General features: G+C 56.9%; 18 protein-coding genes and 1 pseudogene. 9 read left to right on the top strand and 10 right to left on the bottom strand.

Annotation, left to right across the window (positions count from 1 at the left end; genetic code table 11):
- Window positions 1–9: 9 nt before the first annotated feature.
- The 6 genes from ABWV47_RS04855 to pcaQ form a co-directional block, all read right to left on the bottom strand.
- Window positions 10–1,332, bottom strand: a complete 1,323-nt coding sequence (locus ABWV47_RS04855; RefSeq protein ID WP_353308926.1) for a TRAP transporter large permease — start codon at window positions 1,330–1,332, stop codon at window positions 10–12.
- The gene (locus ABWV47_RS04860) at window positions 1,332–1,868 is read right to left on the bottom strand and encodes a TRAP transporter small permease (RefSeq protein WP_353308928.1); all 537 of its coding nucleotides are present in this window, start codon (window positions 1,866–1,868) and stop codon (window positions 1,332–1,334) included. Before ABWV47_RS04860 ends, ABWV47_RS04855 begins: the two co-directional genes overlap by 1 nt.
- A 4-nt stretch (window positions 1,869–1,872) precedes the next feature.
- Complete coding sequence (locus ABWV47_RS04865; RefSeq protein ID WP_353308931.1) at window positions 1,873–2,913, bottom strand: TRAP transporter substrate-binding protein; 1,041 nt, start codon at window positions 2,911–2,913, stop codon at window positions 1,873–1,875.
- A 47-nt stretch (window positions 2,914–2,960) separates the two neighbouring features.
- Window positions 2,961–3,743, bottom strand: a complete 783-nt coding sequence (locus ABWV47_RS04870) for a crotonase/enoyl-CoA hydratase family protein (RefSeq protein ID WP_353308933.1) — start codon at window positions 3,741–3,743, stop codon at window positions 2,961–2,963.
- Between the two features lie 10 nt (window positions 3,744–3,753).
- On the bottom strand, window positions 3,754–4,518 hold the full coding sequence (locus ABWV47_RS04875) for an SDR family NAD(P)-dependent oxidoreductase (RefSeq protein WP_353308935.1): 765 nt from the start codon (window positions 4,516–4,518) through the stop codon (window positions 3,754–3,756).
- Between the two features lie 130 nt (window positions 4,519–4,648).
- Window positions 4,649–5,569, bottom strand: coding sequence for a pca operon transcription factor PcaQ (pcaQ, locus tag ABWV47_RS04880; RefSeq protein ID WP_353308938.1), 921 nt, complete (start codon window positions 5,567–5,569; stop codon window positions 4,649–4,651).
- 106 nt (window positions 5,570–5,675) lie between these two features.
- On the opposite strand from pcaQ, the gene pobA reads away from it, so the two are divergent.
- The 7 genes from pobA to ABWV47_RS04915 all read left to right on the top strand — a co-directional run bounded on the left by pobA (window position 5,676) and on the right by ABWV47_RS04915 (window position 11,358).
- Window positions 5,676–6,845 carry a 4-hydroxybenzoate 3-monooxygenase gene (gene pobA, locus ABWV47_RS04885; RefSeq protein ID WP_353308940.1) on the top strand — a complete coding sequence of 390 codons (1,170 nt, stop codon included), beginning with the start codon at window positions 5,676–5,678 and terminating at the stop codon, window positions 6,843–6,845.
- 11 nt (window positions 6,846–6,856) lie between these two features.
- Window positions 6,857–7,237 (top strand): 4-carboxymuconolactone decarboxylase, encoded by a 381-nt coding sequence (gene pcaC / locus ABWV47_RS04890; RefSeq protein WP_353309591.1) that lies wholly within the window; start codon window positions 6,857–6,859, stop codon window positions 7,235–7,237.
- The gene (gene pcaH, locus ABWV47_RS04895; protein WP_353308943.1) at window positions 7,234–7,977 is read left to right on the top strand and encodes a protocatechuate 3,4-dioxygenase subunit beta; all 744 of its coding nucleotides are present in this window, start codon (window positions 7,234–7,236) and stop codon (window positions 7,975–7,977) included. The genes pcaC and pcaH overlap by 4 nt, the downstream gene beginning before the upstream one ends.
- Window positions 7,978–7,979: 2 nt before the next feature.
- Window positions 7,980–8,594 (top strand): protocatechuate 3,4-dioxygenase subunit alpha, encoded by a 615-nt coding sequence (gene pcaG / locus ABWV47_RS04900; RefSeq protein WP_353308945.1) that lies wholly within the window; start codon window positions 7,980–7,982, stop codon window positions 8,592–8,594.
- A gap of 7 nt (window positions 8,595–8,601) precedes the next feature.
- Window positions 8,602–9,441, top strand: a complete 840-nt coding sequence (locus tag ABWV47_RS04905; protein ID WP_353308948.1) for a 3-oxoadipate:acetyl-CoA acetyltransferase — start codon at window positions 8,602–8,604, stop codon at window positions 9,439–9,441.
- An 85-nt stretch (window positions 9,442–9,526) separates the two neighbouring features.
- Window positions 9,527–10,306, top strand: a complete 780-nt coding sequence (gene pcaD, locus ABWV47_RS04910) for a 3-oxoadipate enol-lactonase (RefSeq protein ID WP_353308950.1) — start codon at window positions 9,527–9,529, stop codon at window positions 10,304–10,306.
- Window positions 10,303–11,358 (top strand): 3-carboxy-cis,cis-muconate cycloisomerase, encoded by a 1,056-nt coding sequence (locus ABWV47_RS04915; protein WP_353308952.1) that lies wholly within the window; start codon window positions 10,303–10,305, stop codon window positions 11,356–11,358. Before pcaD ends, ABWV47_RS04915 begins: the two co-directional genes overlap by 4 nt.
- On the opposite strand, the gene ABWV47_RS04920 is transcribed toward ABWV47_RS04915, so the two are convergent.
- Window positions 11,355–11,546 carry a winged helix DNA-binding protein gene (locus ABWV47_RS04920; RefSeq protein WP_353308955.1) on the bottom strand — a complete coding sequence of 64 codons (192 nt, stop codon included), beginning with the start codon at window positions 11,544–11,546 and terminating at the stop codon, window positions 11,355–11,357. The genes ABWV47_RS04915 and ABWV47_RS04920 overlap by 4 nt on opposite strands.
- Before the next feature lie 185 nt (window positions 11,547–11,731).
- Here ABWV47_RS04920 and ABWV47_RS04925 point away from each other — a divergent pair.
- Window positions 11,732–11,956 (top strand): annotated as a pseudogene (locus ABWV47_RS04925) (hypothetical protein); the annotation flags it as partial.
- Window positions 11,957–12,096: 140 nt separating this feature from the next.
- On the opposite strand, the gene ABWV47_RS04930 reads toward ABWV47_RS04925, so the two are convergent.
- Window positions 12,097–12,765, bottom strand: coding sequence for a dioxygenase family protein (locus tag ABWV47_RS04930; RefSeq protein WP_353308960.1), 669 nt, complete (start codon window positions 12,763–12,765; stop codon window positions 12,097–12,099).
- Window positions 12,766–12,768: 3 nt separating this feature from the next.
- Entirely contained in the window at window positions 12,769–13,368 is a 600-nt protein-coding gene (locus tag ABWV47_RS04935; protein WP_353308962.1) for a dioxygenase family protein, read from the bottom strand.
- 74 nt (window positions 13,369–13,442) lie between these two features.
- Here ABWV47_RS04935 and ABWV47_RS04940 point away from each other — a divergent pair, with 74 nt between their 5' ends.
- Window positions 13,443–14,231, top strand: a complete 789-nt coding sequence (locus ABWV47_RS04940; RefSeq protein WP_353308964.1) for an IclR family transcriptional regulator — start codon at window positions 13,443–13,445, stop codon at window positions 14,229–14,231.
- A 2-nt stretch (window positions 14,232–14,233) separates the two neighbouring features.
- On the opposite strand, the gene ABWV47_RS04945 is transcribed toward ABWV47_RS04940, so the two are convergent.
- Window positions 14,234–15,112, bottom strand: coding sequence for a beta-keto acid cleavage family enzyme (locus ABWV47_RS04945; protein ID WP_353308967.1), 879 nt, complete (start codon window positions 15,110–15,112; stop codon window positions 14,234–14,236).
- Window position 15,113 lies beyond the last annotated feature (1 nt).

Consider the following 15,113-nt stretch of genomic DNA (forward strand, 5'->3'; position numbering starts at 1 on the left):
GTGTTTCTCCTAGTTCATCACAAGGTCGACCAGCCAATAGCTGAGCGCCGGAAAGCTGATTAGGATCGCGATACGACCAAACTCGGCCAAGATGAATGGCACCGTGCCTCGAAAAATCTGTTTCATCGGGATGTCTTTTGCCATCGCTGAGATCACAAACAAATTCATGCCCACAGGGGGGGTTATCAACCCCATCTCCACCACGACCAACGCGATGATCCCGAACCACATGGCCTGCTGTTCTGGCAACAAACCAAAATCAAGCGCCATCACCGTTGGGAAGAAAACCGGCACCGTCAGAAGGATCATCGACAGGCTATCCATCAAGCAGCCCATGACCAAGTAGAACACCACGATTGCCAGCAAGATCAGCATCGGTGCGATCTCAGAGGCCGCAAAGTATTGCGCAACATCCAGCGGCATGCGGCTGAGGGCAAGCGCGACATTAAACAGATCCGCCCCAAACACGATGGCAAAAATCATCGCACTGGTGCCCGCCGTATCAATGAGGCTTTCCAGAACCGAACGCAGAGTAAGCCCGCCTTTCAAAGTCCCCAAGACAAGCGTCAGGACAACACCCACAGATGCACCTTGGGCCGGGGTGAACAGGCCACCATATATGCCGCCCAGAACAACGGTGAAAATGACCAAGACGTGCCAGATTTCTCCGATGGCGCGGATACGCTCCGAGAAATTGGACCGCTCACTCGTTGGCCCCTCTTCCGGAAACAGGCGAACGTAGATCGAGATCGCGATCATGAAGCCGACAACGGCCAAGACGCCGGGGACTGTCGCCGCTAGAAACAGTTTGACGATATTTTGTTCTGTCAGCAGCGCAAAGATGATGAGAACGATCGAGGGCGGTATCAGAATGCCCAACGTCCCGCCGGCCGCAAGTGACCCCGCCGACAAGGCGCCCGAAAACCCGTGCTTGCGCATCTCTGGCATGGCCACACGCGTCATCGTCGAAGCGGTGGCCAGCGAAGACCCGGAAATTGAACCAAACAGCGCGCAACCTGCGACTGCAGCCATGGCAAGGCCGCCCCGCATATGGCCAATCCAAGCGCGCGCGGCATTGAAAATCGATGCCGAAATTCCAGATTTCGTCGCCAGATGGCCCATCAAGATGAACAGAGGAATGACGGCAAAGTCATATGACATGAACTTGTCGACCCACGCGGTGCTCAGATAGAATTTTAAGCTCGCGAAAGAACTGAGTTGGATGTAGCCAACGACACCCGCCAGAGCCATCGCCAGCGCGATCGGCATCCTCATAAAGATGAGGACAAACAGTCCGACGATAAGAACGATTGAGAAGACGAAAGGGTCCATCAGGCACCTACTTTTCTTGCAAGACGCGGCATTAGGTCAGACAAGCTTTGAACAACCGCAACGAAAGCGGACAGTCCGGATCCAAATACGGCTGGCACATAGGCCCACCAAACCGGAACGCGAAGCAACATTGTGCGGTCTCCATATCCGTGCACCTCCCAAAGACCATGAAAGAGTCGCCAACAAACGAAGGCCCACCCGATTGCAAAGAGCAGGGTCCAGACGGCATCCACGGTTTGGTTCACTCGGCCCGGCAGCCAACCGGTGAACACATCAACCATGACGTGGCCTTTGGTGAGCTGACAAAGCGGTAGGAAGAGTGAGGCGCATGTTGCGCATGCCAACTCCACCAGTTCAAATTCGCCCCGCATCGCTCCAAAGCCGAGTAAACTCTTGGCTATGGAAAAGGTCACAAAGAAGGCCGCGCCAAAAATGACCAATCCACCGACAGCTGCGCTGGAAACGCAAATTCGGTGCAACAAGGTGATCAGAGGGGCACGGGGCCCCTCTTTTGAGTCTGTAAATATCTCAGACATTTTACTAGCCTGCGTCGAGCAATTCGTTGGCGCGTGCCATGATCGCTGCGCCATCAAGGCCTTTGTCATTGAGCTTGCCAATCCAAGCGTCATGAACTGGTGACGCCGCTTCTACCCAGCTTGCGATTTCTTCGGCTGGGATGGTTTCAATCGTATTGCCTTGCTTTTCGACAACGCCACGACCGTAGGCTTCAAAGCCATCGAACTGCGCACCAATGCGGCGGGACAGATCAATGCCTGATGCTGCGTCGATGACGCCGCGCAGGTCATCAGACATACCTTCATATTTCGCTTCGTTCATCAAAAGCGAGAACGTGTTGGCATAAAGGCCACGTGCACCTTCTGCTGGTTCGGATGTGAAGGATGTCAGTTCCTGCAGTTTAAACGCCGGCACAACCTCATACGGCAGGCAACAGCCATCGATGACGCCACTAGACAAGCCGGAGACCATCTCAGTTACCGGGAAGAAAACGACCTCGGCACCAAAGCCCGCAAGCATCTCGCCAGTTGCCTGGTTCGGCGCACGCAGTTTCAATCCTTGCAAATCAGCAGCACTCAGCACCGGAGCATCGCGCGTGTGCAGCTTGCCACCATCATGCGTGTGGAAAGCCAAAGGCTTCATGCCGCGGTAATCATCTGCGCCGAATTCATCCATCAAAGTGTGCAACACCACGGATGTCTTTTCCGCATTTGTCACCATGAATGGGTTCGACATGGTTTCCGCTACGGGGAAGCGATCTGGCGTATAGACCGGCAGTGTCCACGCGATGTCGCAAATGCCGTTGCGCACCTGATCGGCAAGCTGCGGCGGTCTTCCACCAAGCTGCATCGCTGGAAAAATTTGAACTTCGATAGCGCCCTCAGATGCTTCTGTAAGCTCGGCAGCCCATACTTCAAAGAAGCGCGAATGCATCGGAGCGACAGGTGGCAAGAAGTGGTGCAGACGAAGCGTTACTTCTGCCGCACTTGCACGCGAAACCAGAGCAGGTGTCGCAAGCGCTGCGCCCATTGAGGCAATTGCCGTACGGCGGGTCATATTGGTCATTTGGTTTCCTCCCTAAAATGACGTGGTCAGCAACTTTGCTTTCGGTGTCAGCGAAAGACGGGTTTACGTTTTTCGAGAAATGCCTTGAGGCCCTCTTCGGCGTCTGCACTGGTCTGAGAGACAGCGGCTGCAAGGCTTTCGGTGAAGAGACCGTCGCTGCGCGACATGTCTGAAATGCGGCTGATCGCTTGGATCATCATGTAATTGGACAAAGACGCGTTATGGGCGATGCCATTGGCCAGTTCACGGGCCTTGGCAAGCGCCTCACCTTCTCCAACGGCGTAATGGGTGAGGCCCATCGCGAGCCCCTCTTCGGTGCCGAATTTGCGACCGGTCAGCATCATTTCGCACATCCGGTCCGCGCCCAAGATGCGGCCAACCCGAACTGTAGCGCCACCGCCAACAAAGATACCACGGCGCCCCTCGGGCAGTTGGAAAATGCAGGACGGTTCTGCGATGCGCACGTGGGTAGAGGCGGCAAGCTCTAGCCCGCCCCCAATGACAGCCCCGAACATCGCAGACACAACCGGAAGACCGGACATCTGGATCACATCCATAACCCGGTGCCAATTGCGCGAATGGCGCATGGTGCCTTCTGCATCGCGCGCAACATGTTCTGAGAGGTCCAAACCAGAGCAGTAATGACCAGCCGTACCCGTCAGGATCACAACACGCACGCCTTTGGGCGGCTTTGAGAAGAACGCATCAATCGCATCAAGCAGCTCATCACACATGGCGTTTCGCTTTGCGGGGCGATTCATCGTCAGCGTCGCAACAGGTCCATCAATATCTACGAGCAACACGGTGTCTTTGGCTTCGGGCTTTGTCACAAAATCTTCCTTACTTAATTGGCATGCGCGCTGCCGCATCGAGACGGATCACAGTTCCGTTCAGCATTGGGTTCTCAACAATGCTTTGTGCAAGCTGCGCGTATTCGTCGGCGTCGCCCATACGCGATGGGTATGGGACAGCCTTGAGGATCTCGGCGCGAATATCATCTGGCAGGCCAGCGCTCATGGATGTCTCAAAAAGACCGGGCGCAATCGCCATAACCCGGATGCCAAAGCGCGCAAGTTCTCGGGCGGCGGGAAGGGTCATCGAAACGATTCCCCCCTTTGAAGCCGAATAGGCGGCCTGCCCGATTTGTCCGTCTTCGAAGGCGACGGACGCGGTGTTGATGATCACGCCACGGGCATTGTCAGCGCCGATCGGATCAGCAGCAGCCATCGCACGCGCTGCGATATTCATGACTGTATAGGTGCCCAGAAGGTTGACGCGGATCGCCTGCTCAAAACTGTCGATGGATAAGCTGCCATCACGCGGAAGAATGCGTGCCGCTGTGCCGATTCCGGCACAATTGACAACCACACGGGGAGTGCCCTGCGCAGCCTCAATTTCAAGAAAAGCAGCCTCAACGGCAGCGCTGTCAGAGACGTCAACCGCATGGGCGGACCCGCAAATTTCGGCTGCGACGCTTTGCGCGGCCTCTTTGCTGAGGTCCAAGCATGCAACAGCAGCGCCAGCCTTGGCAAATCGACGGGCGGTTGCGGCGCCCAAGCCGCTTCCAGCACCGGTTACGGCAACAGACATATCCTGTAGAATCATTCGCTCTCTCCCTGAGGTAAATAAGCACAAGAAAGAACAGTTCAGTCAATGAACATTTATAACACAACTAAATCAATGGTTTATTGTGAAATTGACGAAATTTGCAGAAAAAGTGAGTGCCCCATTCGGGCTACCTCATTGCCTCCAGAGAGACCGTTGCGTCCGATAGAGCGGCGCGAAATAGACCCGCTAGAGCAGATGTATTTTCCTCAGACCGGGCCATGATCCCAACCGCGCCTTCCGTGGAGCGCATGTCGATGTCCAAAGCCACAAGTCGCCCCGCATCTAAGTCATCCGCCACAACCCCGCGCGAGATAAACCAGACCGGGTGCAACGTCCCCAGGGTCATCGCCCGTCCCAGCGCACCTGAAACGCATTCGATCCTGTCACCAAACAAAGCCATCCCCCGCGACAGCATCAGCTGCGCCAAGAGTGGCCGGATAGCGGCCGCATCGGGGGGATAGATGATCAGGTCGTCTTCAATCTGCTCAAGCCGTGTCGCATCACGTCTGGGATGGTCAGGCGCGACGACTGCAACAACACTCTCCGCATAAAGCGCGGTGAATGAAAGGCCACGCATCGACTCGGCATTGCCCAATCGACCAACGACAAGATCAAGCTCTCCGCTACGCAGGCAATCCGTCAGGAAGCCGTGGGAGCCCTCATCCACATGCAGGATCGTATCAGGAGAAAGACTACGGAACGCCTCAATTGCTTTGGGCAAGATCTGCGCCGCAACGCTGGGCAGCACGCCAATTTTCAGAACATGCCCGCCTGCCTCGCTTAAGGACGCAATACTGTTGATCCCTTGGCGCAGGGCGGCGGTGCTCTGTTCGGCGTATTGTAGGAATACCTTGCCTTCAGGTGTTAACCGCACACCGGACCGGTCCCGCGCCATTAAGGTGACTCCCAGGATCTCCTCCAGGTCGCGCAGGGTTTTCGAGATGGCAGGCTGTGTCAGGTTCAGCTGCTCTGCAGCACGTTTCAAACGCTTGGCCCGTGCAATCACGACGAAGGCTTCGAGGTGGCGGAACTTGATTCTACGATCCATTTGATACCATTTTCAGCAACTATAACGGCCAATATATCAATTTACTTTCCTCTTTTATGTATCAGAATGTCCCCAGAGGAAAGATGCCAATGAACGTGGGGGATTCATGAAAACAAATGTAGCGATCATCGGGGGTGGCCCCTCTGGGCTTTTGCTTTCTCAACTTCTGCACACGCGTGGCATCGAAAGCATCGTCTTGGAACGCAAAACCAAAGACTACGTGCTTGGCCGCATTCGTGCAGGCGTCTTGGAGCAAGGGATGGTCAGCCTCATGGAAGAGGCCGGCTGCGCCGACCGATTGCATGCAGAATGCTTTGTCCATGACGGAACCTTTGTGGCCTACGGAGATGAGATGTTTCGCATCGACTTCAAGGAACACACTGGCACCCCCGTCATCGTCTACGGTCAAACCGAAGTCACCCGCGACCTTTATGAAGCTCGTGAAAAGGCAGACGGACAAATCGAATTCAACGTCGAAGACGTGGTGATACACAACGCGGACTCTGACGCCCCCTATGTGACCTATACTGTGGACGGACAAGAGCGCCGGATCGATTGCGACTTTGTCGCCGGGTGCGACGGCTTTCACGGGGTCAGCCGTAAAACCATTCCGGCGGACAAGCTACGCGAATACGAAAAAGTATATCCTTTTGGCTGGCTTGGCATTCTCAGCGAAACGCCCCCAATCAATCATGAGCTGATCTATTCCAATTCTGAGCGCGGGTTTGCGCTTGCCTCGATGCGCAATGAAAACCTGTGCCGTTACTACATCCAGTGTTCGCTGTATGACACCGAAGAAGATTGGTCCGACGAGGCGTTCTGGGAGGAATTCAAGAAACGCATTCCTGCCGATCAAGCTGAAAAACTGATCACCGGGCCGAGCATCGAGAAATCCATCGCACCACTTCGGTCATTTGTGACCGAGCCAATGCGGTGGGGTCGACTGTTCCTTTGTGGGGACGCCGCACACATTGTGCCGCCCACGGGCGCCAAAGGCCTGAACACAGCGGCTTCCGATGTGCACTACCTTTACAATGGATTGCGCGATTATTACGAAAACGGCAGTTCAAAAGGCATCGACAGCTATTCTGAAAAGGCGCTTGCGCGGGTTTGGAAAGCGGAACGCTTTAGCTGGTGGTTCTCATCCTTGATGCATCGCTATCCGGATCAGACCGAATTCGACCTAAAGATGCAGGTCGCAGAACTGGAATACCTACGTAGCAATGAAGCCGCACAACGTGCCATGGCAGAAAACTACGTCGGGTTGCCTTACTGATGGAACGCAAGATGACAAACCGATACGAAGCAGGCATGAAAACACGCCGTCAGGTGTTGGGTGACGCCCATGTAGATCGCGCCGAGGCCAATAAGGTCAACTTTGATGCGCCCTTCCAATCCATGATCACTGAAGGGGCGTGGGGCACGCTTTGGTCCGACGATACGATCCCGCATCGCGAGCGGTCGATGCTGACATTGGCCCTGCTGGCGGCGACCGGGAATTTCGAAGAAATCCCCATGCACATCCGGGCCACACAGAATACTGGCGCGTCACCGCAAGACGTGCTGCAAGCCTTTATGCACGTCGCTGTCTACGCTGGCGTACCTGCTGCAAACCATGCCATCAAACTCGCAAAGCAAACCTATGCCGAACTGGGAGTCGAGATATGAGCCTAGTAGCCCCACCAAAAACAGGTGGCTTTGTGCCACGTGACCGCGATTGGCAGCCTGACGCACTGACGCCATGGTACAAGACCAGCGTCAAACGCAGTCCCCAATCGGCGCTGCTGTCCTTCCCAACCACCCTTTCGGAAGAGACATCCCCCGTCTTCGGACACAACATGCTGGGCGAGTTGGACAACGACCTGCTGTTAAACTACGCCAAGCCGGGTGAAAGCGCGATTGGTCCCCGCATCATCGTGCATGGTCGGGTACTTGACGAAAACGGGCGCGGCGTCCCAAACGCGCTGCTTGAATTCTGGCAGGCCAACGCGGGCGGTCGCTACCGCCACAAAAAGGAAAGCTACCAAGCGGCGCTTGATCCCAATTTTGGCGGATGCGGTCGCACCATCACGGCCGAAGACGGATCCTACGAATTCCGCACCATTCAGCCCGGTCCCTACCCGTGGCCAAACGGCATGAACGATTGGCGCCCTGCCCACATTCACTTCTCGGTTTTCGGTCATGGATTTGCGCAACGTCTGATCACACAGATGTATTTCGAGGGGGACCCGCACATCCCGCTGTGCCCAATTGTCGGCGTCCTGAAATCCCAAGAGGCTGTAGACGCGCTAACCGCGCCGCTGGACATGAACCGCACCGTGCCAATGGACAGCCGCGCTTTCAAATTCGACATTGTTCTGCGTGGGCAGCGGCAGACCTATTTTGAGAACCGAAAGGAGGGTTTGTAAGAATGGTACAGAAACTCGACTATCTTCGCGAAAGCCCCAGCCAGACCGCAGGCCCCTACGTCCACATCGGTTGCACACCCAATTTCACCGGCATCGAAATCTACGGAGGTGATCTGGGCACATCGATGAAAACCGGCCCTGTTCAGGGCGAGGAAATCATCGTCAAGGGTATCGTCTATGACGGCACCGGCACCCCTCTGCGCGACGCCATGATTGAGGTTTGGCAACCCGACGCCGCCGGGCTATTTCCTTCTGCAAACGAAACCCGCGGTACGGCTGATCCGAACTTTGTTGGGTGGGGGCGTTCTTCGGGCGATATGGAGACGGGAGAGTTCACCTTTGACACCGTTAAGCCCGGTGCAGTGCCGTGGCCTGACGGACAAATGCAGGCGCCTCATATCACCGCTTGGATTGTCGCTCGCGGCATCAATATCGGCCTGCACACGCGCATCTACTTTGAAGATGAGGCGGAGGCCAATGCAACCGATCCGATACTGACGCGCATAGAGCATCAAAACCGCGTTCCGACCTTGCTCGCCAAAAAGCTCAAGGACGGAGAATACAGGTTCGATATCCACCTTCAGGGTTCGAACGAAACCATCTTCTTTGACATTTGAGGCCACCGTGAACAATCCCTGCATCATCTGCGTCGCGATCACCGGGTCTTTGCCCACTAAGGACAACAATCCGGCCGTGCCGATAAGCATCTCCGAACAGATTGAAAGCACGCACGAAGCGTTTGAGGCGGGGGCCAGCATCGCCCACTGTCATGTGCGCGACGATAACGGAAAGCCCACATCGGATCCTGACCGGTTCGCGCGTCTCAAGGAAGGCCTTGAAAGTCACTGCCCCGGCATAATTGTTCAACTCTCGACAGGTGGGCGATCGGGCAGCGGGAAAGAACGAGGGGCCATGCTGGGCTTGCGGCCAGACATGGCTTCGATATCGGTTGGATCAACCAATTTTCCCACACGTGTCTATGAGAACTCTCCGGACCTGATCGACTGGCTCGCTCAGGAAATGCGTACATACGGCATAAAGCCGGAAATTGAGGCATTTGATCTCAGCCATATTTTTCAGGCCAAGCTGATGGCTGATCGTGGCGAAATTGTCGGAACGCCCTACGTCCAGTTCGTCATGGGCGTGAAGAACTCAATGCCGGTGGACCGCCGTGTATTTGATTTTTACGTCAAAACTGTTGAGCGGCTGTTTGGAGATGACGCTCCATGGTGCGCCGCTGGCATCGGGCGACATCAGATCGATTTGAACGACTGGGCGGTCTCAAGCGGCGGTCATGCGCGCACAGGTCTGGAAGACAACGTCCGGATTGACAAGACCACGCTGGCTCCCTCCAACGCGGCGCTGGTCAAACGTGTGGTTGAGCTCTGTGATAAATACGAACGCCCTGTAGCCACTTGGCAGCAGGCGCGTGAAATTCTCGGCCTAAGAGAAGTCACAGTATGAAACAGAAATATCCGAACGCCGCAGCAGTCCAAAACCGTGCCATCAAAAACGGACCTTGTGCCGCGACTGCAGCGACAACTGCCTCATGACTTTCGAAACACTCAATGAAGTCACGCTGCACTATCGCTATGTCTCTGGGGAAGGCACGCCCATCGTCTTTCTCAATTCGCTCGGGACGGACTTTCGGATCTGGGACTCGGTGATGGACCATATATCTGTGAAGGCGCCGGTCTTATGTATAGACAAGCGCGGTCATGGGCTGAGCGATGATGGCCCCATAACCATGGGCGCATTGGTGGGGGATGTCGGTGCGCTGATGGACCAGCATGACATGAAAGACGCGCTGATCTGCGGGGTGTCTGTTGGTGGGCTGATTGCACAAGGACTGGCCGCGACCCGGCCTGATCTTGTTGCGGGTCTTACGCTGTGCTGCACAGGGGCCAAGATTGGCGATGCGAACGGCTGGAACGCTCGCATCCAAACCGTAGAAAGCCAGGGCATCGCGCCCATGGCCGACGCTGTTCTCGAGCGTTGGTTTTCAGAAGGTTTCCGAACAAAAAATCCTTCCGATCTTGCGGGTTATCGCAACATGCTGATCCGCACATCCGCGGCTGGTTACGCAGGCGTCTGTGCTGCGATCCGCGACAGTGATTTCACGGATCAAGCCCGGCGCATCACCGTGCCCACATATTGCATCGCAGGCGCCAATGACCTTGCCACGCCCCCTGCCCTCGTCCAAGCTCTGGCTGGAATGATCAAAGGAGCGCGCTATGAAGAATTGGACAACTGCGGGCATCTGCCGTCCATCGAACAGCCTGCGGCAACGGCCCGGGCGATCAGCCGCCTGTATGAGACGCTGAAATGACCGGCCCCTTTGATCATCCGTTTCTTGGCGGACTATTTGGTGACCAAGATGCGGCGCACATATGGGCGCCCGAACGTCAAATCACCCATATGCTCGCGTTTGAGGCCGCCTACACCCGCGCATTGGGGCGTTTGGGCAAAGTGGATGCTGAAACGGCCGAAAAAATCGCCCAGCGGATCGAAACCTTTGCGCCAGACATGTCTGGCCTTTGTTCAGGCACCGCATCGGATGGCGTGGTTATCCCCGCTTTGGTCGCGCAGCTGAAAGCCGCAATCGACGGTGACCCGGCCAGCATCCACAAAGGCACGACATCGCAGGATGTGATCGACACAGCGCTGGCCCTGACACTGCGGGACTTTGATGACCTGCTCGACCGCAAGCTTGATGCTTTGTCCAACGCATTTGGGCGTCTTGCAGAACAGTTCGGCGAGCGCCGCCTCATGGGGCGTACGCGGATGCAGGCGGCAATGCCTATTGCGCTGGTGGACCGGCTTACGGTCTGGTCACAGCCCCTTGAGCAGCATCAAAAGCGGCTGACACGCCTCCGGCCAACGGTTGAGCGTTTGCAGCTGGGCGGCGCAGCAGGCGACCGCGCGGCCCTCGCGCCTCATGCTGATGAGATCGCCAGCAGTATGGCTGACCAACTTGGTCTTCAAAACCCGGGACGGGTCTGGCACGCCACTCGGGACGACATCGCGGATTATGCCAATTTGCTGTCGCTTATCACCGGGTCGCTTGGCAAATTCGGGCAAGACATCTGCTTGATGGCTCAGCAGGGGATTGACGAGGTCACCCTTGCGGGCGGCGGCGGTTCATCGGCGATGCCCCACAAGCAAAACCCCATCCTGGCCGAGCTTCTGGTGACACTGGCGCGCTTTAACGCCACCCAGATCGGGGGCATGCATCACGCGCTTGTCCACGAGCAGGAACGCTCTGGCTCTGCATGGGCGCTGGAATGGATGATCCTTCCACAGATGGCTCACGCCACAGCGCGCAGCCTGACAGTTGCAACGGAAATCTGCGGCCAAATCACGTCAATCGGCACGGCCTAACCCACTGGGTTGAGCACCTTTGTCATCAAGGCCAACAGACGTGCTTTTGCGCGATCAGATAAAGCGGGCAAAATGCGGGACTGCACTGCCTGAACCACCCGCTCAAACTTGGCCAAAACCGCGTCTCCCTCAGGTGTCAGGCTAACCCTAAAAGCCCGGCCGTCGGCGTCGTCGGACTGACGCGACACAAGCCCCTTTTGTTCAAGCCTTTTTGATCACGCCGCCAGTTGTTGCGCGGTCATAGGCGATGCGTTTGGCCAAGCTCGCCTGATCCAGCCCGGGGCCCAGTCCAGTATGATCGCGCGATGATTACCTCTTTGGGTGATGACAAAGCGCTTGCCGAGGGCCTGAAAACAGGGGTGCGACAGCACTTTGCACCCATTTGACAACAGACCCCGACAGCCCATTGGTGAAACACACACCAAAGGATGCGGAGATCGACACCCTCATCGACCTGCGGGTGGACTTCCAAACGTCCCACCACGATCTGAAGATTGAACCCCTGCCGCGCCGCTATTGCCGACCAAAGGACGCTATGGGCTGGTTGACTATGAAAAGGTCTTTTGTCCGTATTTCAAAAACGGCCCTGACATTTTGACCATCCTTTTTGCGACGGTAGCTTCAGCCGGCACACGCACGCAGCCCTTTGCAACCCAACGCAGCCCTCGCGGCCCTGTACTGAGATCACCCAAAGGTGACCTCAGTGGACGCGCTCTCTTTTTGGCGGCGTATCAAGACCTATTCGAAGAACGTCGCGTTGCGCCCACCCACCACGATATCGAAATCATAGGCTTCTTCGACGTCCGCCGTGCCCGTCTCGCGAGGTTTGCCAAGATTACGCTCAAAGGCATCCCCCATGAGGATCCCCATCGGGTCGGTGGCGTTGTTCGGCTCACCCGGAAAATACATTTGTGTGATCAACCGTGAAGAACCGCCACTGATCGACATATGGATGTGCTTTGGACGCCAGCGACCAATGTCAGGCCGGGCAAGATAGGCACCCGGGCTGATGGCCCAGAACCGGTAACGGCCCTCATCGTCGGTCAGAACGCGCCCCAGCCCAAGGTGGTTTTCATCCAGTTGTAGTCCCGAATGGTCTTCGATGTGGCGGTAGCGCCCGTAGTGATTGGCGCTCCAGACCTCGAGCAACGCACCTGCGACAGCGCGGCCTGATGCTGTGCGCACACGGCCTGTGACCTCGATCGGCACGCCTGCGGCACGGGGCCGATCCGGGGCTGTCCGGGTCATGTCCCATTCGTGGGGGTTCGCCGCATAGCGCGCAGGCACGACAGGCACAAAGCTTTTGCGCGCGACATCTGGGATCAACCGCAACCGCTGGCGTGGGGTGCGCTGATCCGATGTGTTGTCCGTTGGGCCGATGCCCAGAATACGTCCTTGCTTGCCCATGTCTCAGCTCTCCAGATCGTCGAAAAAGGGGGTTTCGTTGTCGCCGGCCATAATGATGTCAAAGACATAGACCTCGGCACCGCTGGCCGTGCGCCCATCATGGCGCGCGATCAGCTTGGGGGCATCCTCGCCCACTGCCTGCAAAACAGGGTCATTTTCGTTGCCGTCTTCGGTGTCAAAAAACACCTGTGTCACGACACGATTGATCCCGTCTGAGAAGATCGTGACCGTGATATTGGGCGCGCGGCCCTCAGCCGCACCCGGCATGATTGTGGGGAACTCATAGAGGCCCGTCGCCGACCGCATGCGACCATACCCGTAGAACCAAGGGTCGATATCCGCATCCCCTTCTGTTGCCGGTGTGCGGTAAACCCCCTTGGCATTGGCCTGCCAAAACTCGATGACGACGCCATTGGCCAATTCTCGGTGCCGGTCCAGCACCCGCCCGCGCAGGATGATCGGCGTGCCCGATGCCTCGGTTACCACACCCGGATTGAGACTGGTCAGATCTTCTAGCGTCGGATCCGCGAAATAGATCGGGAAGTACGGACCGCAAGTGTCTTCGTTCGTCGCTGGTAAAAGGTTTGATGCCGGGTCGGTCATCGTCTGTCCTCCATTGTCTTTGGTATGTTTTGCATATTAAACACGTGTGAGCGCAACTCGGAATCAAATCATCTATGCCCAAAGCGTCCAATCATGATGTCTATTTTGTCCCCGGTTTGCACCGAGGCCTGAGAGTTCTCGAAGTCCTTGGCGCCGCCGAAACCCCTATGTCGCTGAGCGACATTGCCCGCGCGATGGAGCTGAGCCGGAGTTCTGCGTTTCGCCTTGTGTATACCCTGCGCCAGATGGAATTCATCCGCGAGGCGGAGCAGGCCAACACCTACACCCTCGGTGCGCGCGTACTGAATCTTGGGTTCGCCTACCTGAACCAACAGCCAATCACGGCTATTGCCCGCCCCATTCTGGCCCACCTGCGTGACGAAACGGGCGTTTCGACACACCTGAGCGTGCTGGAAGGGGATGACGTACTCTACCTTGTGAGCCATCAGGCCCGGTCGGGATATGTGTCGAACATGCGCACGGGCACCCGCACGCAGGCCTTTGCTTCGGCGATTGGCTGGTGTCTTCTGGGGGCGAAGAATGCCGCCGAATTGGACGCCTTTGCCGAGGCGCAAATCTGGCATCGTTTTACCGAACACACGCCAATGGACGCGGCCAGCCTTATGACATGTGTCACTCAGGCGCGCGACGCGGGCTTTGTGATCTCCAGAGGCTACCGCGAACCCGGTGGGTCGAGCGTTGCCGTGCCTGTGCGTGACAATACCGGCGCAATCGTCGCCTGCGTGAACCTGTCCGGTCCCGACAGTGGGTTCGATTTTGATCGCATGGAAAGCTTCTACTTGCCCCAAGCTCAAAGCGCGGCACTGCAAATCTCGCGGGCCTTGGGATATCAGGGCATGTAGGCTCACCCGGTAAGTCCAAGAATGTCTCGGGCCTCATCCGGGGTCGCCAATTCGCCCCCCAAATCACCGATGATACGGCCCGCTTTTTCCACCAGTTGCGCATTGCTTTCGCAGTGCTGTCCTTTGGCGATATGGGCGGTGTCCTCCATGCCGATGCGGATATGCCCCCCCAGCAACCATGCCTGCGCCAGCATGGGAAACGCTGCTCGACCGATGCCAAAGGCCGCCCATTCGGTGCCTGCGGGCAATTGGCTCACTAGGTAAGCCATGGTTTCTGGGTTTGCCACCGCGCCAAAGCGGACACCCAAAACCATCTGCACCATCAACGGGGTCTTGAGCACGCCCCGCGCAACAAAGTCTTTGACCATATGCAGATCGCCACTGTCGAAAATCTCGATCTCAGGCTTCACCCCAGCAGCGTAGATCCGCTCGGCCATGATTTCGAGGTTGCGCGGCGCATTGATGACCGAGGCTTGCCCAGACCACATGGTATTGAAGTCCAGCGTGCAGATATCCGGCCTTAGGGCCTCCACATGGGCCACACGTTTTTCAGGCACGCATAGGGTCGAACCGGCGGCGGCCACTTTTGGGTCCTCATCGGACGGAATAAACCGCCCGCCCTCGCCCGTGGTGAGGTTTAGCAAAACGTCGGACCGCTCGGCCCGGATACGCTCAACCAACTCTGAATAGAGATCAAGCCGCATGGAGCCTTTGGCCGTTTGTGGATCGCGCACATGAAGATGCACAATGGCGGCACCAGCGGCCGCCGCATCCAAGGCTTGACGCGCGATTTGCTCGGGCGTGATTGGCAGGTTTGGGCTGATTTCCGGCGTCATGAGGTTGCCGGTGATCGCAGCTGTCAGAATGGTCTTGCGTGCCATT

Origin of the sequence: Shimia sp. NS0008-38b (genome assembly GCF_040370365.1) — a bacterium.
GTDB lineage: Bacteria > Pseudomonadota > Alphaproteobacteria > Rhodobacterales > Rhodobacteraceae > Shimia.